The organism is Pseudomonas sp. GW821-FHT09C09 (assembly GCF_059418105.1).
Window position 1 is genome coordinate 645,513 of the sequence record NZ_JBWKPF010000005.1, and the last position, 24,493, is coordinate 670,005.

Here is a 24,493-nt window from a genome sequence, read left to right on the forward strand (position 1 = left end):
TGCACGGTCGGCCGATACAGTCCATCAGACTTTTATCCCAAGGACGGAGAGCCCCGCGTGTTTCCAGCCCAGCCCCTGAAACGCTTTCGCCTGCCGGCCCTGACGTTGATCGTCAGCGCCATCACCCTCGCCGCCTGCAATGCACCACCCTCCTCGAACCTGCCGCTGGCGCCGGAAGCCGCCTCCGGTTACCGCACAGGCTTGCAAGCCAGTCACGCCGATAAACATATGGCCGCTGCTGCGAATCCGCTGGCTGCCGAGGCCGGTCGCGAGATGTTGCGCAAAGGTGGGTCGGCCATCGATGCAGCCATTGCGATGCAAGCCGTGCTGACCCTGGTCGAACCGCAATCCTCCGGGATCGGCGGCGGCGCGATGATCGTGCTGTGGGATGGCAAGCAGGTGCGTACCTATGACGGCCGCGAAACCGCGCCGGCGGGTGCCACCGAAAAGCTGTTCCTCCAGGCTGATGGAAAACCGATGCCGTTCCCGCAGGCGCAGATCGGTGGACGCTCCGTCGGCACACCGGGCGTGATGCGGGCGCTGGAACTGGCGCACAAACAGCATGGTCGCTTGCCGTGGGCGACGTTGTTCGAACCGGCAATCAAACTGGCGGAACAGGGCTTTGCGATCTCACCTCGCCTGCATTCGCTGCTGGAATCTGACCCTGTAGTGCGCCGCTCACCAGACATGGCCAGGTATTTCCTCAACAGCGACGGCAGCGTCAAAGCCATCGGCACGCGCCTGCAAAACCCGGCGTTGGCCGCCGTGCTCAAGCGCATCGCCACCGAAGGTGCAGATGCACTCTACAAAGGCCCGATCGCCGAAGAGATCGTGGCCAAGGTCCAGGGTCACGCCAACCCCGGCAGCCTGTCGTTGAACGACCTTCAGCACTATCAGGCCAGGGAACGCGCACCACTGTGCACCGACTACAAGCGCTGGCAGGTTTGCGGGATGCCGCCGCCGTCATCGGGCGGGGTTGCAGTGGCGCAGATTCTCGGCACCTTGCAGGCGCTGGAAACCCGCGACCCACGCCTGTCCCTGACACCGCTCAAACCCGTGAAGACCGATAAACCGGCCGGCCTCGAACCGGCGCCACAAGCCGTGCACCTGATCGCCGAGGCCGAACGCCTGGCCTACGCCGACCGCGCGCAATACGTGGCCGATACCGACTTCGTGCCGGTACCGGTCAAGGGCCTGGTCGACCCGGGTTATCTGGCCAGCCGCGCCAGCCTGATCGGCGATCGCAGCATGGGCAGCGCCAAACCGGGCACACCACCGGGGGTGCAGGTTGCCTACGCACCGGATCGCTCACCGCTGCGCATCTCCACTTCGCAAGTAGTGGCGGTGGATGACTTCGGTGGCGCGGTGTCGATGACCACCACCATCGAAGCGGCATTCGGCTCGCACCTGATGGTTCAGGGCTTCTTGCTCAACAACCAGATGACCGATTTCTCGTTCATCCCCGAAGAAAACGGACAGAAAGTCGCCAACCGCGTCGAGCCCGGCAAACGCCCGCGCTCATCGATGGCACCGACCCTGATCTTCGATCGCAACAGCGGTGAGTTCGTCGCCACCGTCGGCTCTCCGGGCGGCTCGCAGATCATCGAATACGTGGCCAAAACCACTGTCGGCCTGCTCGACTGGAACCTCGACCCGCAAAGCGCCATCAGCCTGCCCAACTTTGGCAGCCGCAACGGGCCGACGGAGCTGGAACAGGGTCAGTTCACCCCGGCTCTGATCCAGGCACTCAAGGACAAGGGCCACGCTGTGAGCGAAATCGACATGACCAGCGGCACCCAGACCATCGTGCGGATCAAGGATACGCAGGGGAAATCAACGCTGGCCGGTGGGGCGGATCCTCGGCGTGAAGGGGTAGCGTTGGGGGACTGAAATCCCTTACGCCAACTGAAAAAGGCTTACCGAGAGGTAAGCCTTTTTTGTGTGTCCATGAATCCGTTCGGCCGAGCATTCCGATGGTCAGAGTCCACGTTCCGCCGAGCAATTGATGACAGCGAAACAAGCGTCATCCGTCGCCCGATTTCCGGTCAGCGATTCGCCACCAGATGCGCACCGAACAGCAGATAGCAACCACCCGCCAACCGATCCAGCCATGTCCGCGACCGCTCATAAATCCCGGCAATCCGTCGACTGGCGAAGAACAGCGCCACACTGCAATACCAGCTGAAGGACAGCGTTGCCATGGTCAAGACCGCCAGTGCCAGCAGCATCGGTGGCACATGGGCCGGCATGGCGGTGGCGAAGATCGTCGCCACGAACAGCGCCGATTTGGGGTTGGTCATGTTGCCCAGAAAACCTCGCCCGTAGGCACCGAGCAAGGTTTGCTCAGAAGCGTCAGGTGCCCCTTGCGTGAGAGGGACCTTACGCTTGAATTGCTTGAGTCCGAGATAGATCAGGTAGCAGCCACCGGCAATCTTGAAACTCAGATAAAGCGTCGGCGCCGCACTGAACAGCGACTGGATGCCCAAGCCACCGGCCAATCCCCACAATACCGTTCCGCTGGCGACGCCGAGCGCCGCTACCACCCCATGGCGTCGGGAACGGCTGACAGCCAGTTGCGCGATGTTGAAAAAGTTCGGCCCGGGGGTCACCACCGCAACCGTCCACAACAGCGCCAGCGACAACAACGGTGCAAGGTAACTGGAAAACATGGGGCAGGCGCCTGATCGGATCGACAATGCCCCTACCTTGCAATATCCAGCGACGTTTTGCCATCAGACCGAAAGCGTCTTGCCATCCACCGGATCGCCGATCGTCAGGAAATGCCCGCCGGCCACATGGTGCAAAGTGCGCAAGCCGTCATGCCCTTCAAAATGCCAGCGTCCATCGCTGAACACCCGCGAATCAGCCTGTGCCGCGATCACCTCGGCCAGGAACAGATCGTACTGTTCGTGATTGCGCGGCTCCGGCAGCAGCCGGCATTCGAGCCACGCCACGCAGCCGTCCAGCATTGGTGCCTCGACCTGCTCGCCGGCGAAAGTCTGCAAGCCATAGGCCTGGAACTTGTCCTGCCCTTGTTCACGATTGATTTCCAGGCCCGAGGTCGAACCGACGGTCTGCACGATGTCAGCCTGATTCACGCAAGGGACGTTGAGGACAAACGTGCCCGAGGCCTCGAGCAGTTGCCGGGTCCAGGTGGATTTATCGAGGACCACCGCGACTTTCGGCGGTTCGAAATCCAGCGGCATGGCCCAGGCCGCAGCCATGATATTGCGCTGCCCGTCGTGAGCGGCGCTGACCAGCACGGTCGGCCCGTGGTTGAGCAAACGGTAGGCTTTGTTCAGGGGAACCGGGCGACGGAAGGATTCGCTCATGGGATCTGCTCCGGGGAAAAGAGCCGATTGTAGCGGGATAAAAACAGCGAAGGGATTGCCATGGACAATCCCTTCGCCTTACGGGCATCAGTTGGATAGCTGGTTGGCGAACTGGCCGACCGCGTCCACCACTTTCTGCGCGCCATCCTGGATCTCGACGATCACCGTGCCCGCCTCCGCCGCCAGCGCCAGACCTTGCTCGGCCTGAAGCTTGCCGTCGGTCATCAGCGCCACGGCGTTGCGCGCCATGTCCTGGTTCTGACGCACCACGCCGACGATTTCCTCGGTGGCCTGGCTGGTGCGCGAGGCCAGTTGCCGTACTTCGTCGGCCACCACCGCAAAACCACGGCCCTGCTCGCCTGCACGGGCGGCTTCAATGGCGGCGTTGAGCGCCAGCAGGTTGGTCTGCTCGGCAATGCCGCTGATGGTCTTGACGATGGTGCCGATCACCTGGGATTGCTCGTTCAGTGCCTCGATGCCTTCGCCGGCAGTCTGCATGTGCCGCGACAGGTCGCGCATCACATTGACCGCTTCGGTGACCACACGGGTGCCACGCTGGGCGGTGCTGTCGGTCTGCAGGGACGTGCTGTAGGCAATGTTGGCGGCCTCGGCGACGGCTTGCTCCTGATTGACCTGATCGGTGATCACCGTGGCGAACTTCACCACTTTGTAGAGTTTTTCGTTGGCGTCGAGCACCGGGTTGTAGGACGCCTCCAGCCAGACCTCGCGACCATGGGCGTCGATCCGCTTGAAGCGACCGGCGACGAACTCACCGTTGTTCAGGCGGCGCCAGAAATTCTGGTACTCGGCGCTGTTGGCCTCGCCCGAGTCACAGAACATGCGGTGATGTTTGCCCTTGATCTGCGCCAGGCTGTAACCCATGCCCTGAAGGAAGCGGTCGTTGGCGCTCAGCACGTTACCGTTGAGGTCGAACTCGATCACCGCCGTCGAACGCACCAGCGCGCCGATCAGGTTCTCGTGTTCGCGTGAGGCTTCGATGGTGCGGGTCAGGTCGCTGGAGAAAATCGAGAAATGCTTGATGCGCCCGTCCGAAGAGCGGACCGGCTGGACGATCGAACGCAACCACGCCTCTTCGCCATTGCCGCGTGACAGACGCACGGCGCCGGCGAAGTGCTCGCCCCGGCTCAGTGCGGCCCGGAAGCGGTGATGAAACTCGTCGGACTTCACATGGGCCGGCACGATGTCTTCGATGGCGCGGCCGATCAGGTCGTGGCTCTTGTAGAGCATTTCATTGAGGAAGTTCTGGTTGACCGATTGAATCCGCCCGTCGGGCTCAAGGGTCAGCACCAGCATCTCGCTTTCCAGGCTCTCCTTCACTTGCAGAAGGCTGGAGAGTTCTTCACGAAGAGCCGCCAGCTCTTGCTTGAGGCGTTTGTTGAACATGGGAAAGCACCGATGGACTGGATGGAAAGCGGGGTTGCAGCCCTAACCATCGGCCTTGGAAATCTTTTCTGAAGAGCTGTCGAGACCGGTCAGTCAAAAATAATCTCAATTGGCCATTGGTCTTATCCGTCCTCGCAGAACGGATACAAAACCCGGCGCTCTGGCCCGGCCACATCAGGTATTCTCAAGTCAAATTGCAACAATATGTTGCCGCTATCCGCCCGATAAGGAGTTCCGTTTTGGATTTATCGACCGCTGCCTGGATGGTTCACGACACCCGCCTGATTCTCTGCTGCCTGCTGGCGATTGCGACGATCATCGTGTTGATCAGTGCCAGCAAGCTACCGCCCTTTCTATCGATTTTGATCGGTACATTCATTGCCGGCGTCGGTGCCGGTTTACCGCCAGAGGACGTGGCCAAGGCGTTCCGCAAGGGCGCCGGGGCGATTCTCGGTGAAGCGGGGATCATCATCGCGCTGGGCTCGATGCTTGGCGCGCTGATGGCCGAGTCCGGCGCGGCCGACCGCATTGCGTCGACCTTGCTCGGGCTGGGCAAAGGCAAGTCCCTGCCGTGGGTCATGGCGCTGGTGGCGATGGTGATCGGCCTGCCGCTGTTCTTCGAAGTGGGGCTGGTGATGATGGTACCGATCATCTTCGTCATGGCCCGCCGCTCCGGTCAGCCGCTGTTGAAAATCGCGATTCCGGCGCTGGCCGGCATGACCACCCTGCATGCCCTGATGCCGCCGCATCCCGGACCGTTGATCGCGGTCAGCGCATTGCATGCCGACCTTGGGCTGACCATGCTGCTGGGCTTCAGCATCGCCATTCCGGCGGTGATCCTGGCCGGACCGATCTACGGCAACTGGCTGTCGAAACGCATGCACGTCGATGAGCCGGCAGAACTTGGCGCGCTGTTCAGCGCCCCGCCGAAAGCGCCGCGCCAGCCGAGTTTCGGCATGTCGCTGCTGATCATTCTGTTGCCGGTGTTGCTGATGCTCGGCAGCACGCTGGCGAAAGTCGCGATGAGCCCGGAAAGCGGCGTCGCCCTGACCCTGAAGTTTCTCGGAGAACCTTTGGTGGCGTTGGGCATTGCCGTCATGGCGGCGGTGATCTGCCTCGGCTGGGCCAACGGCATGCCGCGTGAACACGTCGGCGGCACCCTGCGCAAAAGCCTCGCGCCAATTGCCGTGCTGTTGCTGACCATCGGTGCCGGTGGCGGCTTGAAGCAGACCTTGCTGGATGCCGGCGTCAGCCAGACCATCAGCAAAGTCGCCGAAGGCGCGCACATGCCGTATCTGCTGCTGGCCTGGCTGATTGCCGTGGCACTGCGTCAGGCCACAGGCTCGGCGACCGTGGCCACGACCACAACTGCGGGGATTCTGGCGCCGATGATGGCGGGCCTCGCCGCGACGCAAAGTTCGCTGGTGGCGCTGGCGATTGGTGCCGGGTCAGTGTTCTTCTGTCACGTGAACGACGCCGGCTTCTGGATGGTTCGCGAGTACTTCGGCCTGCAACTGAAACAGACGATCTGGGTCTGGTCGGTCCTGCAAACCATTGTCTCGGTGGTGGGTCTGGCGGGGACCTTGCTGTGGTGGCACTGGTTGACGTGACGGCGACGCGAGTTTGCGCCGAGGCCGTCAACCAGCCTTCAGGAACAGGGCGCCACCGAACGGCGCCCGCCTCCGGGCACGCGCACTCCGAAATACGCCGCGCTGACGATACCGACCGCGCCCATCACCGCGCAGAACATCACACAGATCCACGGGCTCCACGGCATCAGACCGATCAGCAGCAGCGGTGTGATGCTTGCCCATGCGGCGTAGGCAATGTTGTAGGTGAAGGAAATACCGGATACCCGGATACGAGCCGGGAACAGACCGACCATCACCGAAGGCACGGCGCCGACCACACCGCAGGCAAGGCCGGCGATAGCGTATGCCAGCCCTACCCAATCGCCGCCCATGATCAAACAGCTGTAAAGCACGCCGATGCCCAATGGCAGCAGCAGGCTATAAAACATCACCGTGCGCCAGGCACCGATGCGGTCCACCAGCAACCCGGCAATCACGCAGCCGATGTTCAGGAACACGATGCCCAGCGCACTCAGGGCAAAGGTATGGCCGGCGGTCATGCCGAAGGTCTTCTGCATCATGGTCGGGGTGATGACCACGAACACCACCACCGCCGAAGTCAGCACACAGGTCAGCAGCATGGCCGGCAGCATCGCCAGACGATGCTCGCGCAATACTGTGCGCAAGGGCAGTTCGACCCGCGCCTCACGCTGCGCTTCCATGGCCATGAATACCGGGGTTTCGCTCAACCAGCGACGCAGGTACACGCCGATCACGCCGAACACTCCACCGAGCAGGAACGGATAACGCCAGGCGTAATCGAGGATTTCCGCCGGGGTAAACACCTGTGCGAGAAACGTCGCGGTCAATGCGCCGATCAGGTAACCGAAGGTCAGTCCGGCCTGCAGAAAACCCAGTGCATAACCACGATGCGCGACCGGTGCGTGCTCGGCAACGAACACCCAGGCGCTCGGCACCTCACCGCCCACCGCCGCGCCTTGCAGGATGCGCAGCGCCAGCAGCAACAGCGGTGCGAAATAGCCGATCTGGGCGTAGGTCGGCATGATCCCGATCAGCAGGCACGGCAGCGCCATCATCAGGATGCTCAGGCTGAAGACTTTCTTGCGCCCCAGCCGGTCGGCGAAATGCGCCATCAGGATCCCGCCCAGCGGCCGTGCCAGATAGCCCGTGACGAAGATCCCGAAGCTTTGCAGCAGGCGCAGCCACTCGGGCATTTCCGGCGGGAAAAACAACTGGCTGAGGGTCAGGGCGAAGAACACGAAAATGATGAAATCGTAGATCTCCAGCGCCCCGCCCAGGGCCGCAAGGCCGAGGGTCTTGTAGTCGGAACGGCTGAACGGCGCCGGTCGGGCAGTGGAATGGGCAGTCATGGCAAAGAACTCTGGCAGGCAAAAAACCAAGGCGCCCATGGTCTACGCAAACGGGCCGGTCGACAACCCGTTAGACCATAGTCTGATTCAGTGAAACACGGTCACAAAAATCCGTCGGTTGATTTACTGTTGGCACCTGTCCAGACGGGCCGGCCAAGCCCCGAAGACCACAATAAACATAAAAATCCGAGGTACTCCCGTGGCCGTTGATATCGAAGATAGCCGCTCTGCGCGCTTTGCCTTGCGCTGCTCCAGTTTTGCCGAACGCTGGTTTCCCGACTCCTGGGTGTTCGCCGCACTCGCCGTGATCATCGTGGCCCTGGCTACCCTGGCCATGGGCGCCAAGCCCACCGATGCTGCCATGGCTTTCGGCGACGGCTTCTGGAGCCTGATCCCCTTCACCATGCAGATGGCCTTCGTGGTGATCGGCGGTTATGTCGTCGCCAGCTCGCCGCCCGCCGTGAAGCTGATCGATCGTCTGGCGCGAATCCCGAAAAACGGCCGCTCCGCCGTGGCCTGGGTCGCGCTGATCTCGATGGTCGCGTCGTTGCTGAACTGGGGCCTGTCGCTGGTATTCGGCGGTCTGCTGGTGCGTGCCCTCGCCCGCCGCACCGATCTGAAAATGGACTACCGCGCCGCCGGTGCCGCGGCTTATCTGGGCCTTGGTGCGGTGTGGGCGCTGGGGCTGTCATCGTCCGCCGCGCAGTTGCAGGCCAACCCCGCCAGCCTGCCACCGTCGATCCTGTCGATCACCGGGGTGATTCCGTTCACTCAGACGATTTTCCTCTGGCAGTCCGGCGTGATGCTGCTGGCGCTGGTGGTGATCTCGATCATCATCGCCTACGCCACCGCGCCCGGCCCGAACTCGGCGCGTGACGCCAAGGCCTGCGGCATCGACCCGGCCTTCAACCTGCCGCCGCTGCAACCGCGCACCCGGCCCGGCGAATGGCTGGAGCACAGCCCGCTGCTGATCATCGTGCTGGTGCTGCTGGCGGCCGGATGGCTGTTCCACGAATTCTCGACCAAACCGGCGATCACCGCGATTTCCGGGCTCAACACCTACAATTTCCTGTTCATCATGCTTGGCGCGTTGCTGCACTGGCGCCCGCGCAGCTTCCTCGATGCGGTGGCGCGAGCGGTGCCGACCACCACCGGCGTACTGATCCAGTTCCCGCTGTACGGCTCGATCGCCGCGCTGATGACCACGGTCAAGGGCACCGATGCCCAGACCCTGGCCCATCACATCTCGACCTTTTTCGTCAGCATCGCTTCCCACGACACCTATGCGCTGCTGATGGGCGTGTACTCGGCGATTCTCGGTTTCTTCATTCCGTCCGGGGGCGGCAAGTGGATCATCGAGGCGCCGTACGTGATGCAGGTGGCCACCGATCTGAAGTACCACCTGGGCTGGGCCGTACAGATCTACAACGCCGCCGAAGCCCTGCCGAACCTGATCAACCCGTTCTACATGCTGCCACTGCTGGGCGTACTGGGATTGAAGGCGCGGGATCTGATCGGTTTCTCGTTCGTGCAACTGCTGGTGCACACGCCGCTGGTGCTGCTGTTGCTGTGGGCGTTGGGGACGACATTGGCGTATACGCCGCCGGTGATGCCATGACGCGGAATCATCTTCAGGCGTAATTCTCATGAGGGAGCTAGCGTATTGGCTCCCTCATTTGTTTCTGCGCCTTGGAAATGTCACCCAACCGTCACATTCCCTTGCTAGCGTCCGCCCGAAACATACTGAAACAATTAAGCATAAACGGACTTCTACATGAACGACGACACCGACGGCAAAGCCCCCTCATCGCCTGAATCCGACAATCCCACCGATACCAGCCGCCGCCGTTTTCTCGGCGGTGTCGCCGTGCTGGGTGTGGGCGCCACACTGGCCGGGTGCGGGAATGCCGCTGATCAACCGGGCAAACCCGAGGAACGTCCGCTCTCGCCCGCCGAGCTGGACAAGGCCCTGCGCGATCAGGTGAAGACCGTTGTGGTGATCTACGCCGAAAACCGCAGTTTCAATAACCTGTTTGGTGATTTCCCCGGTGTCGAAAAACCGCTGTCAGCACTCAAGCCTGAGGAATACCAACAGCGCGACCGCGACGGCAGCCTGCTGCAGACCCTGCCGCCGGCCTGGGGCGGTGTATTGCAGATCGGCCCGCAAACGCTTGATGGCGTGACCTATCCCAACGCCGTGCAGTTTCAGGAAAACCTGCCCAACGCGCCTTTCGCACTGAAAGGCCCGAATGCCGAAGACCTGCCCCTGGGTCTGGTCACTCGGGATCTGTGGCACGTGTTCTATCAGAATCAGATGCAGATCAACGGCGGCAAGAATGACGGCTTCGTGGCCTGGGCCGACTCCGGCGGCCTGACCATGGGGCACTATGCCCAGAGTCGCTATTCCCTGCGCCTGTGGGATGTGGCCCAGGAATTCGTGCTGTGCGACAACTTCTTCCAGGGCGCCTTCGGTGGTTCGTTCCTCAACCACCAATACCTGATCAGCGCCACCGCGCCGTTCTACCCGAATGTCGCCAACTCTGTCGCCAAGAGCCAGATCGCCGCGCTGCAAAGCGATGACCCGGCCGACCCGCGCCTCAAGCCGCTGGATCAGTCCCCGGCCAGCGCCATGACCGGCCCGCCACAGTTCGGCCCGAGCGCGCTGACCCCGGACGGTTACGGGGTCAACACCCTCGCCCCGCCGTACTGGCCGACCTGGATTCGCGACCCGGAGCGTCCAGCGTACTCCAAGGCCGATCTGCCGAATGTCATGGTGCCGCAGACTCACGAGCACATTGGCGACAAGCTGTCGAAGAAGAACATCGACTGGGCGTGGTACGCCGGCGCCTGGCAGGCGACGCTGGATCAATTCAAGGATTCCGGCGGCATCCCGAAAATCCCCAACTTCCAGTATCACCACCAGCCGTTCAATTACTTCCAGCAACAAGGCCCGGAACATCCTGAAGAACGCAGCAAACGCCTGCGCGACGCCGGTCTGGGCGATGAGTCGAGCACCAACAAGTTCTTCGCCGACGCCGAGGCGGGCAAGTTGCCGGCCGTGAGTTTCTACAAACCCCAGGGCAACCTGAACATGCACGCCGGTTACGCCGACGTGGCTTCGGGCGATCGCCATATCGTCCGCGCGTTGAAAGTGCTGCGGGAAAGTCCGCAATGGAAAAACATGGTGGTGATCGTGACCGTCGATGAAAACGGCGGCTGGTGGGACCACGTCGCACCGCCCAAGGGCGATCGCTGGGGGCCGGGGTCCCGGGTGCCGGCGCTGGTGGTGTCACCGTTTGCCCGCAAAGGCACGGTGGATCACACGGTCTATGACACCGCGTCGATCCTGCGTCTGATCACCCGCGTCTTCCAACTGGAGACCCTGACGGGGATCAAGCAGCGTGATGATGCGATGACCGGCCGGGGCCAGAAACCCATGGGCGATTTGACCAACGCCCTGCATTTCAAGGCCTGAGGACGAGTCCTGCGATACGGCCCAAAAAACTGCGGCTGACGGCTTCTCGCCATCACCCGGCTGATCCAATATGTGGCGCACCCGAGCAACGGGGAACCCACGCTGAAAAGGATCTGAGCATGTTCAAACTCGCAGGACTCACCCTCGCTGCGCTCACATTGAGCGCAGCCGCCCACGCCGATGTCGACCTGAAACTGGGCAGCACCGAACGCGTCACCCGCCTCTTCGCTTATCCCAACAATTGCAGCGTGATCTGCTTTCGCAACTGGACGCTTGAGCAGACCGTCGCCCATTACCTGAGCCAGAGCGTGCAACGCGATGGCTACGCCGGCGCCAAGGTGCTGGTGAAGAATGACAACGGACAAATCTACGCCGAGATCAGCGGCGTGCCGAAAGACTACGACAAGCCGCTGACCGCGCTGCTGGATGCCGGGGACCTGGCCTACACCGGCGCCAGCAAGCTCAACGCCGATGGCAAATGGGCGTACAGCTGGTATCTGTTCCTGCCGCTGGGCATGGCCCTGGAAAACCGTAAAAGCGTCGAGCTGCTGCACTTCCCGCCGGATTACTCGCTGACCCAGGCTCAGGACTACCTGCGCTCCAACACCACCGATCGCTGGGCCGCGCTGCTGACCGACAACGGCATTCCGGCCGACCAGACGCCGGGCTACCAGACCATCGTCGACATCGCACCGATTGCCGCCCCCGCCAGCGCCGGCAGTGACCTTGAAGGCGTCTACGACTACTTCAAGGACTACCAGACCACCATGGTCAAACAGGTCAGCGTCAGCGCCAGCGGTGCTGCCCTGCCGATGGTGGCCTTCGGTGCACCGGTGCGTAACTGGATCAAGCAGCAATACGGGCCGACCGTGAACGTGCTGGGCCTGGCAACCATCACTCCGAGCGCCGGGGTGAACGTGCCGGTCCTGGGTTCCAACCACCCGAGCTACATCTGGTACGCCGCCGATCCCAAGAGCTACACCGGTGACGACGCCCAGGCCAAGGCTGACGCGGCGGGGCTGAAAGTGATGGGCCAGGACTTGAGCGCCGCCTGCTGGCAGGCCGGCATGGGCAGCAAGCCGGGCACCGACCCGAAAACCCTGCTGAACAGTTGCACCCAGACCTGGCAAGTGACGCAGAAGGTCAAGACCTGCGAGTTGTTCTACACCTCGATCCGCAACCTGACCGCCGAACAGGCCGCCGCCAAGTGCGCCACCACACCGATCAAGGCCCAGTTGCAACAGCTTCAAAGCCCGATGCCGGACACCGCGGTGCCTGCTCCTCATATTTGACGCAAGATGGCTTTTCCGTGTCAGCGCAGGCTGACGCGGAAAAGCGTCTTTCGCCCCTGTCAGATGTGACAGTAGATCTGTAATTTCATATACGAGATATTGGATCCAATACTGTGTTGCCGGGCCGAATGGAAACTGCCCCGTTGAAGTCGCAGCATCTTTTCGACAGGGATCGTTATGAATACGCAAGTCCTTCGCCATCCAACGCCCCGCGATACAGAGGGGATCTACCCGTTCACGGGGCTTCCCGTGCGCCTCGGATTCCCTTCCCGTGCCGACTTCGAAGTGATTCACGACGCCCGGGGAACGCCCTGCGCAGTCGTCGCGCGCCGGGAATTCCTGCGCATCACCCGCATGTGCAGGGTCTCGGGCCAACTGCTGCCCTACCGCTGCCGCCAGACCCGGCAATTACAGGCCGGCATACATATTTACGACCCGCGCTTCTGCGGGCTGCTCGAACACTCCTGCGACCCGAACGTGTTCATCGACATGAGTGAATTATGGCTATGGGCCGTGCGAGACATTCAGCCGGGCGAGCGACTGACCATGGACTACACCGCCACCGAGGATCGTCTGCTCAAGCAGTTTGCCTGCGGTTGCGGGTCTGCTCATTGTCGCGGCTGGATCACCGGTTACGACGAACCACCCAGCCTTGAAGGCCAGCGCTACTTGAAGAGCTGGCTGCGACAAGGCATGCGCTGACTTGCAGGTTACGGTGCGCCGACCGGCCGCAAGCGGTATTGCGGTGGCAGTTGCTCGAAACCGCTGATGGTCGTGTTCAGACTTTTCCAGCGGCCATCCTTGATGCCGTAGATGCAACCGTGGATCGACAGGCTCTGCCCGCGATGCCAGGCGTTCTGGATGATGCTGGTGTGAGCGACGTTGGCCACTTGCTGGATCACGTTGAGCTCGCACAGGCGATCGACCTGCTCTTCTTCAGTCGGCAGCTTGGCCAGTTCTTCGCGCTTTTCGTAATACAGATCGCGAATCGACCGCAGCCAGCCATCGATCAGACCGAACTGGCGATCCTGCATCGACGCCCGCACACCGCCGCAACCGTAGTGGCCGGTCACCAGAATGTGTTTGACCTTGAGCACGTCCACGGCGTACTGGATCACCGACAGGCAGTTGAGATCGGTGTGCAGCACCACGTTGGCGACGTTGCGGTGAACGAACAGATCGCCCGGCAGCATGCCGACGATTTCGTTGGCCGGAACCCGTGCATCGGAGCAACCGATCCACAGGTATTCAGGCGTCTGCTGGCGGGCCAGCTTGGCGAAGAAATCCGGGTCTTCCTTGGTGATCGCGTCAGCCCAACGCTCGTTGTTATCAATCAGGTCTTGTAAGTCATGCATGCTGTAAGGCCTCAAGAAAGATGCGCTGCTATGACAGACAACCGTCCGTCGGGGTCACGAAAGGATCGCAAGTGATTTCGTTGGAATTTCTCGTGTGCCGGGTGAGTCCACCTGAGTAAGGCCCACAGTATGAGGATTTGCCATGACTGATTCACGACGCCCCTTCGACGCGGTACAGCCGGAGCCCATCGATGATAACGAAGACCGCATGGGATCGGTGCATGAGCTGGATTTCGACGACGAACAGCCCAGTGCGAAGATCGGCGATGAACTGCCGGAACGTGAGCGTGAGCAACGGATGCCTCGGGAACGGGTACGGGAGGCGGGCCTGACCGGTGCTTCAGTGGCCGATCATGAACCGACCGACGATGACCTGAGCCCGGAAACCCTGATCCGCGAAGACGGCGCCCGTGATGCCGATGAGTTGGGATCAGGCAATCAGGCGGATTGGGATTTGAGCATTGTCGATGAGGACGACATTGGCGGCGGCGACGGGCTGGATGAAGCGGAAATGGCGCGTCGCGACCCGATGGACGGCAAACGCTGAAGTGCTCCGTAGAAGCTGTCTCCGATTGAGACAGCTTCTACGGCCTATCAGTCAACCAGGGTGCAGGCCATGACCACGGCGTCTTCACGCCCGCCCACTGCCGGGTAGTAATCGCGACGACGGCCGATTTCGTTGAAACCGTAGCGCTCGTACAGGCGGAACGCCGCTGTGTTGCTGTCGCGCACTTCCAGGAAACACTCCCGGGCATCGGCCGCATAGGCACGGGACATCAGGTATTCAAGCAATGTCAGCCCAAGGCCGCGGCCCTGATTCTCCGGCTTGACCGTGATGTTGAGCAGGTGCGCTTCATCCAGAATGATCTGCACCACCCCGTGGCCGACCTGCTGCTCGCCTTCGAACATCAACCAGATCTGGTATTTGCCCAGCCCGTCGAGAAAAATCCCGCGGGTCCAGGGATGGCTGTAAGCCGCGAATTCAATTTTCAGCACAGCGTCCAGATCGGCTTCGACCATCGGACGGAAGGTTACCGCATCACTCATTCGATTCTTTCCAGCGCGCCATCAGCCGACGCATGGCTTGCCACACGGCGGCTTTGCGCTGTGGCTCTTCCATCAACAATTCCAGTCCCGGCACGGCCCAGGCCAGGCCAAGACCCTCGATCTGCAATTCACTGTTGAACGCCTCGGCGTCCTTCTCACCGGCGAAGCGCACCGCCGGCAGACCGATCAGCCACAGGCAGGCGCACGGCGCGGCTTCCATTTGCACCGAAAGGAAACCCTGGACGAAATCCCGGGCCGCATCCGGCCCCTGATCCATGGTGCCGCGCACCAGCAGTGGCCAGCGCACCGGATCGCCGACGATCTGCGGCGCATCCGGCAGACCGGCAGCCCGAAGCATGTCCTTGAGCAGCAGATAAGCAGGATCCCGGCTCTGGAACGATTCGCCTGTGGGTAACTCCACCAGCAACAGGCAACGACCGGCGCGCAGCAATTGCAGGGCGAAACGCGGTGGCGGCACCGGCGCGGGCCGTGCGACCACCGGCGCCTCTTCGACTTCTTCCACTGGTTTAGTGGCAGGGCGGCCGCTGGCGGGCATTGGTCGCGGGACTTCGATCTTCGGCCGTTCCACCACGCGCACGGCTGGCTGTACAGGCGCGCCGGCCTCGGGCGCAGGCGCTACGGACAGCAGAACCTCGGGCTCCGGCTCCAGAGGCTCCAGCAGCTCGGGCCGCGACGGCGCGGCAAAGGGCAATTCGGTGCGCGGCAGCCAGTTGACCACCTGCATGGCGTTCAAATAGGCGCGGCGGCGGGACTCGATTAGCAAGGGTCGGCCACTTGTGGATAACTGAAGTGCGCTGATTCTACCGCCCTTCGCTCAAGATCGCCCGCTGTTGATCGATAGTCTTGACCGATACCTTGACGCAAAGAAAAGCGACAGCCCGTCCCGAGAGTGAATCGCATCCCGCGTGATGCAGTACAATCGCGGCTTTTAATCGCCAACCAGCCGGCCATTCCGATGATCGAACCCAAGCGCGTCTTGCGCGCCCTCGCTGAACACTGGGCACTTCTGGAGCCACTGTGCGAGCACTTCGACCAGGGCACCCTGAGCCTCAACGAACTGCGCACGCAACTGGCCGCCCAACAACTGGAAAGCACGCCGCAGGACATCACCAGCCTGCTCGACGTGTGGATTCGCCTCGACATTCTGGTCCCCGTGGCGAAAAGCCCGAACCGCTTCGAGCTCAACGCGCAAATCCACGACTTCCTCGCCTACCTGCGCCGGGAGCACCGTCTGGGCCTGTGCCTGGAGATCGAAGCCTACCTGCGTCACCTCGAGCGTCTGGCCGGCTATATTCAGGATGCGTTCGACATCCGCGACGGCAATGACCTTGCCCGTCAGTTGCGCCTGCTCGACATGCGTGTGCGTGACGTCCTGAAGAAACTCGACAACGACGAACAGGCGCTGGTGGCCGTGGCCGAACGGGCCAAGACCAGCGACCGACAGATCCCCCTGCGTCAGCGTTACGCCGAAGTACTGGCGACCTGGGACGAATACGTCGAACCGATGATCGATCTGGTGAACGCCGACGGCGCCTTCGAACAAGGCGTGCGCAAGGTCGAAACCGTGCTGCTGAAGATGCTCAGCGAACAGCAGCGCCTCGGCCATCTGGTCGATGACGATATGCTGCTGCGCACCCACGCGCGCATCCTCGAAATGCAGACCAGCGCCCAGTTGACCCTGCGTCACGCCCGGGAACTGCTGCTGCCGCTGCGTGAAGAAGCGCGCCGGCACAACGCCGTGACCCGTGGTGCCGCGCTGGCACTGGCAGCGATCCGCCGCAAAGGCATCGACGCCGTGCCGCAAGCCGCGATGCCGCTGTTCACCCGGCCGCAAAGCACCTTCCTCGGCAGCGCCAGTCAGGTCGAAGCCTACGTCTACGCCCTGGCCCGTTTCGAACCGAAACCGGCGCGCTTCCCCAAGGCGCACAAGTCGCAAAAGACCGGCGATGCCCCGCGTGCACCGCGCACCGTGCGCGAAATGGTCGACCGCTGCGAAGAGTCCCTGCCGATGCCGGATCTGATGACCTGGCTGCTGGAACAGGAACCGGACGGCGCCACCGACGAATTGCTTTACTGGTTCTCGCGCCTGTCGCGGGAAAAACGCTTCAAGCGCGAGCGTCTGGAACGCCGCGAATACCACACTCACGAGCATCAGGTCAGCCTGCGCTCCTTCGCCCTGCTCTCGGCCCGCGACCCCGCCGCCGAGGATTCTGCGAGCACTCCACATGCATCTTGATCTCTCCGAACTGTCTCAACTGGCGCCGATCTTCCGCGAACTGTTCAAGGGCTACCACGTCAGCCGCCGCGACCCGGAGCTGTATGCGCAGCTGTCGAACTTCCAGGACCAGTACCGCACGCTGTTCAAGGCCCTGGGCTTCGAACTGGTCTGCGACACCCGTGGTTTCTACTACTTCGTGCCGGACATGGCCGCCGCCGCAGTAAACAAGACCGCCCAGCGTCTGGCGCTGTTCACCTTCATCCTTGTCGAGCACCTGGCTGACCAGGGTCGCGACCCGATCGCCGTGCTGGACGGCGGCAGTCTCGGCCGCGACGAACTGCCATCGCTGCTGGAAAAGTACCGCGACCTGTTCATCCAGGCCGAAGTGCAGACCGTTGATGAGCTGGAAGAGAAGATCATGCGCCGCATGACCCAGCTCGGTTTCGCCGGCGAAGAAAACGGTGTGTACCGCTTCCTGCCGCCGATGCACCGCTTCCTCGACGTGTGCCTGTCGGTGCAGCAGGACCGCGATCTGGCGGCCAGCGTCCACAGCGTGCTGCCGCTGCCGGCACCGGTGCTGATCGACGAGGAAGCCGAGGCCAGGCTGCTGGAAACCGACGATCCGCTAGACCTGACCGAGTTTGAAGAAGAAAGCGAAGAAGACGCACTGGCCCGCGCCATTGCCGAAGAACAGGAGTCCGACGCATGAGCCAGGAACGCTACGGCATCCGCCGCTTTGCCCTTTTGAACACCGCCGGTTACAGCCTCGGCCTGTTCCCGCTGGAAGAGCCGCTGTCGGTCTACGGCGCGAACAACCTTGGTAAATCCGCCTCGATCAACGCCTTGCAGTTCCCGATTCTGGCGCGCATGTCGGACATGAGTTTCGGCAAGTACAGCCTGGAACAATCCCGGCGTTTCTACTTTGCCTCCGACACGAGCTACATCCTCGTCGAAGTGAACCTGCCTCATGGCCCGCACGTGATCGGCGTGGTCGGTCGCGGCCCCGGCGGTGGTTTCGGTCACCAGTTCTTTGCCTATGCCGGCAAGCTGGATCTGGCCCACTACCAGAAAAACGATACCTGCTTGCGCCAGAAAGAACTGTTCAGCAACCTTGAGAAGGAAGGCCTGAAAGCCTACGAACTCAAACCTGACGAGCTGCGCCGTTTGCTGGTTGGCGGTCATACGTCGATCCCGCTCGACCTGACGCTGATTCCGCTGCGCTCCACCAGTGAGCAGAGCCTGAAGACGTTCCGCGCACTGTTCATCAACCTGCTGCACATGCGCGAAATCACCGCCGCCAAGCTCAAGCAGCTGTTCCTCGATGCCTTCGAACACAGCCTGCGTTCCGGCAGCGTCGACTACATCGCGGCCTGCGAAGAAGCCTTCCGCGACGTGCGTCGCATGGAACAGGACTACAACTCACTGGTGGCCGCCGGCCCGTTGGTCGAAGCCTTGGCCAACGGCGTGAAACAGCGCGACGTGCTGCGCGGCAAGCTGCATCGCCTGTCGCCACTGCTCGACTCTCTGCTCGGCACCTGGTCGGACTACGCCACGGCACGCAAGGAAGAGCTGACGATCCAGGCCGAACACTACCGCCGCGAGCAGGACGACCTGCAAAACGATCAGCGCGGCGGTACTCAGGAACTGATGCGTCTGGAGCGGGAAATCTCCGGCATCCAGCGCTGGCTGGGTGAGTTGTCGGTGCTGAAGAACCGCTTTGCACTGATCGATGACGTCAAAGTGCTTGAGCAGCAACTGCTCGCCGCCAAGGACGCTCACGATGAACTGGCCGGTGCGCTGGCGCAGTCCCGTCAGTTCAGTGCCGAGGATCTCGAAGAACGTCTGCGGGATCTGGAAAAACGCTTGAAGTCGGTGAAGCAGCAACTCGATCACGCCGACAACAACAGCTACGCCCGCCTGCGCGAAGAGTTTTCGCAACAGGACGTCGAGCGTCTGATGCGCCTGTTCAACAGCGCGCTGTTCAGCCTGCCGCTGGGCGAGCACGGCATCACCCTCGACGAGGATGGCGAATGGGTGAAATCGGTCGAGCTGATCCTCGACGGCTTCAAGGGCGAACGTTTCGAAGTGCCGGGCCTGTCGATCGACATCTCGCACATCGAGCCGCCGGCCCTGCAAGCGCTGGCTGACCGTGCCGCGCTGCGCGATCAGAAAGAGCGTCTGGAAAAAGAACTCAAGCAACTCAAGACCCAGCAAGCCGTGGCCGCCGACCGCGCTGCGAGCAAGACCCAGACCGAAGCGCTGTACCAGCAGGTGCTGGACGCTCAGAAAGCGCTGGAAGATTTCCGTCGTACTCAGACCCTGAGCGCCGAAGAAGGCGACAAGCTCGAGCAACTGGCGCAGATGGAAGCCGCGCAGGACGAACTCAAGCGCTCCAGCGATGCATTCACCGAGCGCGTCCAGCAACTGTCGGCCAAGCTGCAACTGGTCGGCCGGCAGATCGCCGACATGGAAGCCAAGCAACGCACCCTCGACGATGCCCTGCGTCGCCGTCAGTTGCTGCCGGCTGACCTGCCGTTCGGTACGCCGTTCATGGATCCGGTCGACGATTCGATGGACAACCTGCTGCCGCTGCTCAACGACTATCAGGACAGCTGGCAAGGCCTGCTGCGTGCCGACGGCCAGATCGAAGCGCTGTACGCGCAGGTACGCCTCAAGGGCGTGGCCAAGTTCGACAGTGAAGACGACATGGAGCGACGCCTGTCGCTGCTGATCAACGCTTATGCGCATCGCACCGACGAAGCTCTGACCCTGGGCAAGGCCCGTCGCGCGGCGGTCACCGATATCGCGCGGACCCTGCGCAACATCCGCAGCGACTACGACAGCCTCGAGCACCAACTGGCGCTGTTCAACCGCGAGATCAACAAGCGTCAGGTGTCCAACCTGCAGAGCTTCCGCATCGTGCTCGCGCCGAACAAGGAAGCGCTCAAGCACATCGACCAGATCATCCACAGCGCCGGTCAGTACGAAGAAGGCGAAACCCTGTCGGTGTTCGACCTGAGCCAGAGCGCCGAGCAGGACAACAAGAACGAAGAGGCCAAGGAATACCTGGCGCGGCTGGTGGCGGCGAACCACAACCAGCTCGGCCTCAAGGACTTGTTCGAACTGGCGTTCGAGATCACCAAGGTCAACGGTCAGCCGGTTATCCACACCGACATCGATGGCGCGGCATCCAACGGCACCACGATGACCATCAAGGCGCTGACCAACATGTATTTGTTGCTGCACTTGATGGACCGCGATCTGGCCGGCCGAGTGCGCCTGCCTTACTACCTCGACGAGGCGGCGGACATCGACGAAAGGAACCAGGCGGCGTTGCTGGAAACCAGCCTGCAACTGGGCTTCGTGCCGATTCTGGCGAGCGTGAAGCCGCAGGTCTGCGCCAGTGTCGCTATTGACCTGGAAGGCGGCAGCGGCCCGGCCGGCATCTACATCGACGAGGCGGACTGGAAGTACATCCGCCGCCACGATGTGGTGAAAGCCACGATCAATGTCGAAGCGGATGAACCGGAGCTGGATGCGGTTTGATGCGTAGCTGACGGGCACAAAAAAGGGCCGCGATCCATTGGATCGCGGCCCTTTTCATTGGGCGGGATTATTTGCCGAGGGGGATTTTCGGCGCCCAGGTCAGCCACTCGTCTTCGAACTTGTCGAACAGCGGGAAGGTCTGCTCGGCGCGAGCCGGGTTGCCCATCCGCTCGCCATCCGGTGTGGCGAAGGCGATACCGCCCTGAATCGCCGTTTCGAGAGACTCGGTGCGTACGGTAAGGCCATTGAACAAACCAATATCGAAACCGACACCGCTGGTGTTCCAGAAGCGGCTGCCACTGCGTACCAGCGGCGCGTATTTCGGCTCGATCAGGATGTGCACCAGAACGCGGTCGGCGGTTTGACCCAGTTCGTAACCCGTGACTTTACCCACCGTGATTTCGCGATAGGTTACCGGCACGCCGGGTTTCAACGAGCCGCGACGGGCGGCACTCAATACCAGACTGAGACCGGCCTCTTGTTTGCTCACTTCCGGCGGATTGGCCAATGCCACGAAGTTCTTCTGCGGGCCGAGGCTCTTCGCCGCCGGCTGAACTTCGATGTACTGCCCCGTGACCAGGGTTTCCAGATTCGAGGTCTTGATCAGCCCCAGTTCCGGCTTGACCACCCAGAACTGGCTGCCGACCCGGGCAATCTTCTCCGGCACTTCGGTGATGCGTGCGGTGAGGATCACCGATTGCAGATCATCGGTCAGGTCGACGCTTTCAATCTTGCCGACATCCAGTCCCTTGAAGCGAACCGGCGTGCCGCTGCGCAAGCCGTCAGCGCGGTCCACCTTGATGGTCACCACCTCACCCTTCTGATTCGCGTCATCATGATTGGCGAACAGACGGAAGCGCGGAATACGCTTCTGCAACGGCGCCTTGACTTGCGGCGTTTCGAAGGCGATACCGCCGGCCATCAGAGTCTGCAAGGACTCGCTCTTGACCTGAATGCCACCAGTCAGGCCACCGGTCAGAGTGATGCCGCTGACGTTCCAGAACCGGGTCGAGGCGTTGACCAGGTTTTCGTATTCCTTCTCGATGTGGACGCCAATCACCAGTTGCTTTTTGGTCTTGGAGAACTGATAGCTCTGCACCGAGCCGACCTTGACCTGTTTGTAGAGAATCGGACTGCCGACCTCGATCGAACCGAGGCTGTCGGTGAACAGCACCAGGTGCAGGCCCGGCGCCTTCAAGTCCAGAGGCGGTGCTTTTGGTCGGGCCTCGAACTCGCGTTGCGGCGCACCGCCCTTGTCGCCGGGGCGCACGGCGATGTAGTTACCTTTGACCAGTGCTTCCAGACCGGTGATGCCGGCCAGGGAAATCGACGGTTTGACCACCCAGAACTGGGTACCGGTGACCAGATACTCTTCGGCCAATGGATCGAGGGTCAGTTCTGCGGTTGCGCTGGACAGATCCGGATCTATTTTCAGGGCTTTGAGGTTACCGACCTGAATGCCCTTGTACATCACCGGGGTACGCCCGGCCTGCAAGCCTTCGAAATCGCTGAGTTTGACCTTCACGCGGATGCCGGCGGCGGCCGCATCGAAGTCTTCGTAGAGGCGGAACGGCAGGCTCGGATCGGTGGGCGGGCTGTCCTTGCGGTTCTCCGGCGTAGCAAAGGCAATACCTCCGGCGACGATGCTGGCCAGGGATTCACTGCGCACTTTCACCCCGGACAGGTTGGCGTCGATGCTGATGCCGCTGGCGTTCCAGAAGCGTGTGTGTTTGCGCACCAGTTTGGCGTAGGTCGGTTCGATGAATACCTTGAGCTCGACCGTGCTCTGGTCTTCCGACAGTACGTAACTTTTGATCTGGCCGACTTTGATCTGCTTGTAGAACACCGGGCTGCCGCGGTTCAGCGAACCCAGGCGATCAGCCTTGATCGTCAGGTGCAGGCCGGGTTTGGAGTCCGACAGTGGGGGCTCTTCGGCCAGGGCCTTGAACTTGCGGGTCGGCTCGCCTTCACCCGGGCTGATCGCGACATAGTTGCCCGACACCAGGGTTTCCAGGCCGGTAATACCGGCCAGGGTTACGCTCGGTTTGACCAGCCAGAAGCGGGTGCTGGTCTTCAGGTATTGATCGACATCCTTGTTCATCTCGATGGTGGCGATCACCCCTTTGGTAGCACCTTCGTCATCGAGCTTGAGGGCTTTGACCTTACCGACAGACATGCCTTTGTAGACCACTTCGGTCTTGTTGGCCTGGATGCCTTCACCACTTTCGAAACGCACCTGAATCTCGATGCCGGTTTCGTTGTAGGCACGCCATCCCAGCCAGCCACCGATGATCAGGGCAATCAGGGGCAGTACCCAAATGGCAGACCAGTTCGAAGCCGGTCGGGTTTTCGCTACGGGCAAATCAGTCATGGTCGGCGTCCGACTCCGTGTTATCCCAAATCAGTCGGGGATCGAAAGTGACAGCGGCGAGCATCGTCAGAATCACCACACTGGCGAAGGCGATGGCGCCCAGATTGGCTTCGACACTGGCTAGCCGGCCGAAGTTGACGACCGCCACCAGAATGGCGATCACGAAAATGTCGAGCATTGACCAGCGGCCGATGAACTCGATGAAACGGTACATCCAGATCCGCTGGCGCGCGGACAACGGCTGGCGGCGCTGTACCGAAAACAGCAGCAGCGCGATGCCCACCAGTTTGAAGGTCGGCACCAGAATACTGGCGATGAACACCACGGCAGCGATTGGAATCATGCCGTGCTGCACCAACTGGATGACCCCGGACATGATGGTGCTCGGATCACCCTGACCCAGCGAACTGACCGTCATGATCGGCAGGACGTTCGCCGGAATGTAGACGATCGCGGCCGTGATCAGCAGCGCCCAGGTACGCGCGAGGCTGTTGGGCCGTCGGGCGTGAACCAGCGCACCGCATCGGGTGCAGGTCTGCACGTCGCTGTCGGCATCCTGCTTGTTCAGTTCGTGGCATTCGGTACAGATCAGAATGCCCGCATCAATCGCCCGCATGGGGATCTTCTCCTGATAACGCCTGCCAGATCTGGTGCGGTGACATCACCACTTCGAGCCAGACCTGAACCAATAACAAACCGATGAAACAAGCCAGACCGAGACCGACGGTGATGGCCGCCATGTCCGCCAGTTTGACGATCGCCACCAGGACACCCATGAGGTAGACCTCAAGCATGCCCCAGTCTCTGAGGTGGTGATAAATGCGGTAGAGCAACAGGCCGTAGCTACGACCGATGTTGAAACGGATGGTCAGCAACACGATCAACTGACACAGCAGTTTCAGCAGGGGGATCGCCATGCTGCACAGGAATACGACGACTGAAACACCACGCATATCGGTATTGAACAGGCCGACAACGCCGCTCCAGACAGTGTCCTGCGACGATTGCCCGAGAACATTGAGCTGCATGATGGGTAAAAAGTTCGCCGGCACGTAGAGCAACAGTGCGGCAATGACCAGGGCTAGGCTACGTTGCACCACGTTATGACGGTGGGCATACAGTTCGTAGCCGCAGCGTGGGCAGAGGGCTTTCTCACCGTGGGCAAGCTTGGGCTTGCGCATCAGCAGATCGCACTCATGACAGGCCACCAAGTCATCCAGCGGTAAATCTGACAGCCCGGGGGCGTCAACCGAATCCGACATAAGGGCTCTGGCTCCGAAAAAGATGGGGACTATTCTAGTGTTCTGATTCGAAAATAACTGTGCAAATTTGTTCGCTGTCGCGGGCAAAAAACTTTCCTGCGGGCAAAACAAAACCCCAACTGCTTTCGCAATTGGGGTTTCGGAATTTAATCTTGACGATGACCTACTCTCACATGGGGAAACCCCACACTACCATCGGCGATGCATC

General features: G+C 61.6%; 20 protein-coding genes and 1 pseudogene. 10 read left to right on the top strand and 11 right to left on the bottom strand.

Annotated features, from left to right (window positions below):
• Window positions 1-57 precede the first annotated feature (57 nt).
• On the top strand, window positions 58-1,890 hold the full coding sequence (gene ggt / locus AC07NR_RS19555) for a gamma-glutamyltransferase (protein ID WP_495079195.1): 1,833 nt from the start codon (window positions 58-60) through the stop codon (window positions 1,888-1,890).
• Between the two features lie 155 nt (window positions 1,891-2,045).
• Here the strand turns inward: ggt and AC07NR_RS19560 are convergent, their stop codons facing one another.
• The 4 genes and pseudogenes from AC07NR_RS19560 to AC07NR_RS19575 form a co-directional block, all read right to left on the bottom strand.
• Complete coding sequence (locus AC07NR_RS19560; RefSeq protein ID WP_248739393.1) at window positions 2,046-2,669, bottom strand: LysE family translocator; 624 nt, start codon at window positions 2,667-2,669, stop codon at window positions 2,046-2,048.
• Between the two features lie 63 nt (window positions 2,670-2,732).
• Window positions 2,733-3,332, bottom strand: a complete 600-nt coding sequence (locus AC07NR_RS19565; RefSeq protein ID WP_432217720.1) for a flavin reductase family protein — start codon at window positions 3,330-3,332, stop codon at window positions 2,733-2,735.
• Window positions 3,333-3,419: 87 nt separating this feature from the next.
• A complete protein-coding gene (locus AC07NR_RS19570) occupies window positions 3,420-3,851 on the bottom strand; it encodes a methyl-accepting chemotaxis protein (protein WP_371320925.1) in 432 nt (143 codons plus the stop codon).
• 108 nt (window positions 3,852-3,959) lie between these two features.
• Window positions 3,960-4,736 (bottom strand): annotated as a pseudogene (locus AC07NR_RS19575) (PAS domain-containing protein); the annotation flags it as partial.
• Between the two features lie 239 nt (window positions 4,737-4,975).
• Between AC07NR_RS19575 and AC07NR_RS19580 the strand changes: the two are divergent.
• Window positions 4,976-6,346 carry a GntT/GntP/DsdX family permease gene (locus AC07NR_RS19580; protein WP_495079196.1) on the top strand — a complete coding sequence of 457 codons (1,371 nt, stop codon included), beginning with the start codon at window positions 4,976-4,978 and terminating at the stop codon, window positions 6,344-6,346.
• Window positions 6,347-6,384: 38 nt separating this feature from the next.
• Here AC07NR_RS19580 and AC07NR_RS19585 read toward each other — a convergent pair whose 3' ends face one another.
• Window positions 6,385-7,698, bottom strand: a complete 1,314-nt coding sequence (locus tag AC07NR_RS19585) for an MFS transporter (RefSeq protein ID WP_495079197.1) — start codon at window positions 7,696-7,698, stop codon at window positions 6,385-6,387.
• A gap of 199 nt (window positions 7,699-7,897) precedes the next feature.
• Between AC07NR_RS19585 and AC07NR_RS19590 the strand changes: the two genes are divergently transcribed.
• From AC07NR_RS19590 to AC07NR_RS19605, 4 genes are all read left to right on the top strand, one after another.
• Entirely contained in the window at window positions 7,898-9,316 is a 1,419-nt protein-coding gene (locus AC07NR_RS19590) for a short-chain fatty acid transporter (RefSeq protein WP_085709272.1), read from the top strand.
• Window positions 9,317-9,472: 156 nt separating this feature from the next.
• Window positions 9,473-11,173 carry an acid phosphatase gene (locus AC07NR_RS19595; RefSeq protein WP_495079198.1) on the top strand — a complete coding sequence of 567 codons (1,701 nt, stop codon included), beginning with the start codon at window positions 9,473-9,475 and terminating at the stop codon, window positions 11,171-11,173.
• A 119-nt stretch (window positions 11,174-11,292) separates the two neighbouring features.
• Window positions 11,293-12,465, top strand: a complete 1,173-nt coding sequence (locus AC07NR_RS19600; RefSeq protein WP_495079199.1) for a hypothetical protein — start codon at window positions 11,293-11,295, stop codon at window positions 12,463-12,465.
• 177 nt (window positions 12,466-12,642) lie between these two features.
• A complete protein-coding gene (locus AC07NR_RS19605; protein WP_495079200.1) occupies window positions 12,643-13,167 on the top strand; it encodes an SET domain-containing protein-lysine N-methyltransferase in 525 nt (174 codons plus the stop codon).
• 8 nt (window positions 13,168-13,175) lie between these two features.
• On the opposite strand, the gene can is transcribed toward AC07NR_RS19605, so the two are convergent.
• Window positions 13,176-13,820, bottom strand: coding sequence for a carbonate dehydratase (gene can / locus AC07NR_RS19610; protein WP_007951756.1), 645 nt, complete (start codon window positions 13,818-13,820; stop codon window positions 13,176-13,178).
• A 142-nt stretch (window positions 13,821-13,962) separates the two neighbouring features.
• Here can and AC07NR_RS19615 point away from each other — a divergent pair, with 142 nt between their 5' ends.
• A complete protein-coding gene (locus AC07NR_RS19615) occupies window positions 13,963-14,367 on the top strand; it encodes a serine kinase/phosphatase (RefSeq protein ID WP_114885535.1) in 405 nt (134 codons plus the stop codon).
• 47 nt (window positions 14,368-14,414) lie between these two features.
• Here the strand turns inward: AC07NR_RS19615 and rimI are convergent, their stop codons facing one another.
• A complete protein-coding gene (gene rimI, locus AC07NR_RS19620; protein WP_085709267.1) occupies window positions 14,415-14,867 on the bottom strand; it encodes a ribosomal protein S18-alanine N-acetyltransferase in 453 nt (150 codons plus the stop codon).
• Window positions 14,860-15,612, bottom strand: coding sequence for an energy transducer TonB (locus AC07NR_RS19625; RefSeq protein ID WP_495079216.1), 753 nt, complete (start codon window positions 15,610-15,612; stop codon window positions 14,860-14,862). Before AC07NR_RS19625 ends, rimI begins: the two co-directional genes overlap by 8 nt.
• A 231-nt stretch (window positions 15,613-15,843) precedes the next feature.
• Here AC07NR_RS19625 and mksB point away from each other — a divergent pair, with 231 nt between their 5' ends.
• From mksB to mksF, 3 genes are read left to right on the top strand one after another with little or no spacing between them, the layout of a single operon-like run.
• The gene (gene mksB, locus AC07NR_RS19630) at window positions 15,844-17,124 is read left to right on the top strand and encodes an Mks condensin complex protein MksB (protein ID WP_162803512.1); all 1,281 of its coding nucleotides are present in this window, start codon (window positions 15,844-15,846) and stop codon (window positions 17,122-17,124) included.
• Window positions 17,114-17,815, top strand: a complete 702-nt coding sequence (mksE, locus tag AC07NR_RS19635; RefSeq protein WP_085709264.1) for an Mks condensin complex protein MksE — start codon at window positions 17,114-17,116, stop codon at window positions 17,813-17,815. The genes mksB and mksE overlap by 11 nt, the downstream gene beginning before the upstream one ends.
• Complete coding sequence (gene mksF / locus AC07NR_RS19640; protein ID WP_085709263.1) at window positions 17,812-20,652, top strand: Mks condensin complex protein MksF; 2,841 nt, start codon at window positions 17,812-17,814, stop codon at window positions 20,650-20,652. Before mksE ends, mksF begins: the two co-directional genes overlap by 4 nt.
• A gap of 67 nt (window positions 20,653-20,719) precedes the next feature.
• Here mksF and AC07NR_RS19645 read toward each other — a convergent pair whose 3' ends face one another.
• Genes AC07NR_RS19645 through AC07NR_RS19655 form a run of 3 tightly spaced genes read right to left on the bottom strand, consistent with a single transcriptional unit; the run spans window position 20,720 to window position 24,285 of the window.
• Window positions 20,720-23,023: a PqiB family protein gene (locus AC07NR_RS19645; protein WP_248739401.1), complete on the bottom strand. Its 2,304-nt coding sequence runs from the start codon at window positions 23,021-23,023 to the stop codon at window positions 20,720-20,722.
• The gene (locus AC07NR_RS19650; protein WP_085709261.1) at window positions 23,016-23,639 is read right to left on the bottom strand and encodes a paraquat-inducible protein A; all 624 of its coding nucleotides are present in this window, start codon (window positions 23,637-23,639) and stop codon (window positions 23,016-23,018) included. The genes AC07NR_RS19645 and AC07NR_RS19650 overlap by 8 nt, the downstream gene beginning before the upstream one ends.
• On the bottom strand, window positions 23,626-24,285 hold the full coding sequence (locus tag AC07NR_RS19655; RefSeq protein WP_495079201.1) for a paraquat-inducible protein A: 660 nt from the start codon (window positions 24,283-24,285) through the stop codon (window positions 23,626-23,628). The genes AC07NR_RS19650 and AC07NR_RS19655 overlap by 14 nt, the downstream gene beginning before the upstream one ends.
• Between the last annotated feature and the right edge of the window lie 208 nt (window positions 24,286-24,493).

Coding starts and splice junctions, on each gene's coding strand:
- AC07NR_RS19560 (WP_248739393.1), bottom strand. CDS start 2,669: ATGTTTTCCAGTTACCTTGCACCGTTGTTGTCGCTGGCGCTGTTGTGG.
- AC07NR_RS19565 (WP_432217720.1), bottom strand. CDS start 3,332: ATGAGCGAATCCTTCCGTCGCCCGGTTCCCCTGAACAAAGCCTACCGT.
- AC07NR_RS19570 (WP_371320925.1), bottom strand. CDS start 3,851: ATGCGCGACCTGTCGCGGCACATGCAGACTGCCGGCGAAGGCATCGAG.
- AC07NR_RS19585 (WP_495079197.1), bottom strand. CDS start 7,698: ATGACTGCCCATTCCACTGCCCGACCGGCGCCGTTCAGCCGTTCCGAC.
- AC07NR_RS19595 (WP_495079198.1), top strand. CDS start 9,473: ATGAACGACGACACCGACGGCAAAGCCCCCTCATCGCCTGAATCCGAC.
- AC07NR_RS19600 (WP_495079199.1), top strand. CDS start 11,293: ATGTTCAAACTCGCAGGACTCACCCTCGCTGCGCTCACATTGAGCGCA.
- AC07NR_RS19605 (WP_495079200.1), top strand. CDS start 12,643: ATGAATACGCAAGTCCTTCGCCATCCAACGCCCCGCGATACAGAGGGG.
- can (WP_007951756.1), bottom strand. CDS start 13,820: ATGCATGACTTACAAGACCTGATTGATAACAACGAGCGTTGGGCTGAC.
- AC07NR_RS19615 (WP_114885535.1), top strand. CDS start 13,963: ATGACTGATTCACGACGCCCCTTCGACGCGGTACAGCCGGAGCCCATC.
- rimI (WP_085709267.1), bottom strand. CDS start 14,867: ATGAGTGATGCGGTAACCTTCCGTCCGATGGTCGAAGCCGATCTGGAC.
- AC07NR_RS19625 (WP_495079216.1), bottom strand. CDS start 15,612: ATGCAGGTGGTCAACTGGCTGCCGCGCACCGAATTGCCCTTTGCCGCG.
- mksB (WP_162803512.1), top strand. CDS start 15,844: ATGATCGAACCCAAGCGCGTCTTGCGCGCCCTCGCTGAACACTGGGCA.
- mksE (WP_085709264.1), top strand. CDS start 17,114: ATGCATCTTGATCTCTCCGAACTGTCTCAACTGGCGCCGATCTTCCGC.
- mksF (WP_085709263.1), top strand. CDS start 17,812: ATGAGCCAGGAACGCTACGGCATCCGCCGCTTTGCCCTTTTGAACACC.
- AC07NR_RS19645 (WP_248739401.1), bottom strand. CDS start 23,023: ATGACTGATTTGCCCGTAGCGAAAACCCGACCGGCTTCGAACTGGTCT.
- AC07NR_RS19650 (WP_085709261.1), bottom strand. CDS start 23,639: ATGCGGGCGATTGATGCGGGCATTCTGATCTGTACCGAATGCCACGAA.
- AC07NR_RS19655 (WP_495079201.1), bottom strand. CDS start 24,285: ATGTCGGATTCGGTTGACGCCCCCGGGCTGTCAGATTTACCGCTGGAT.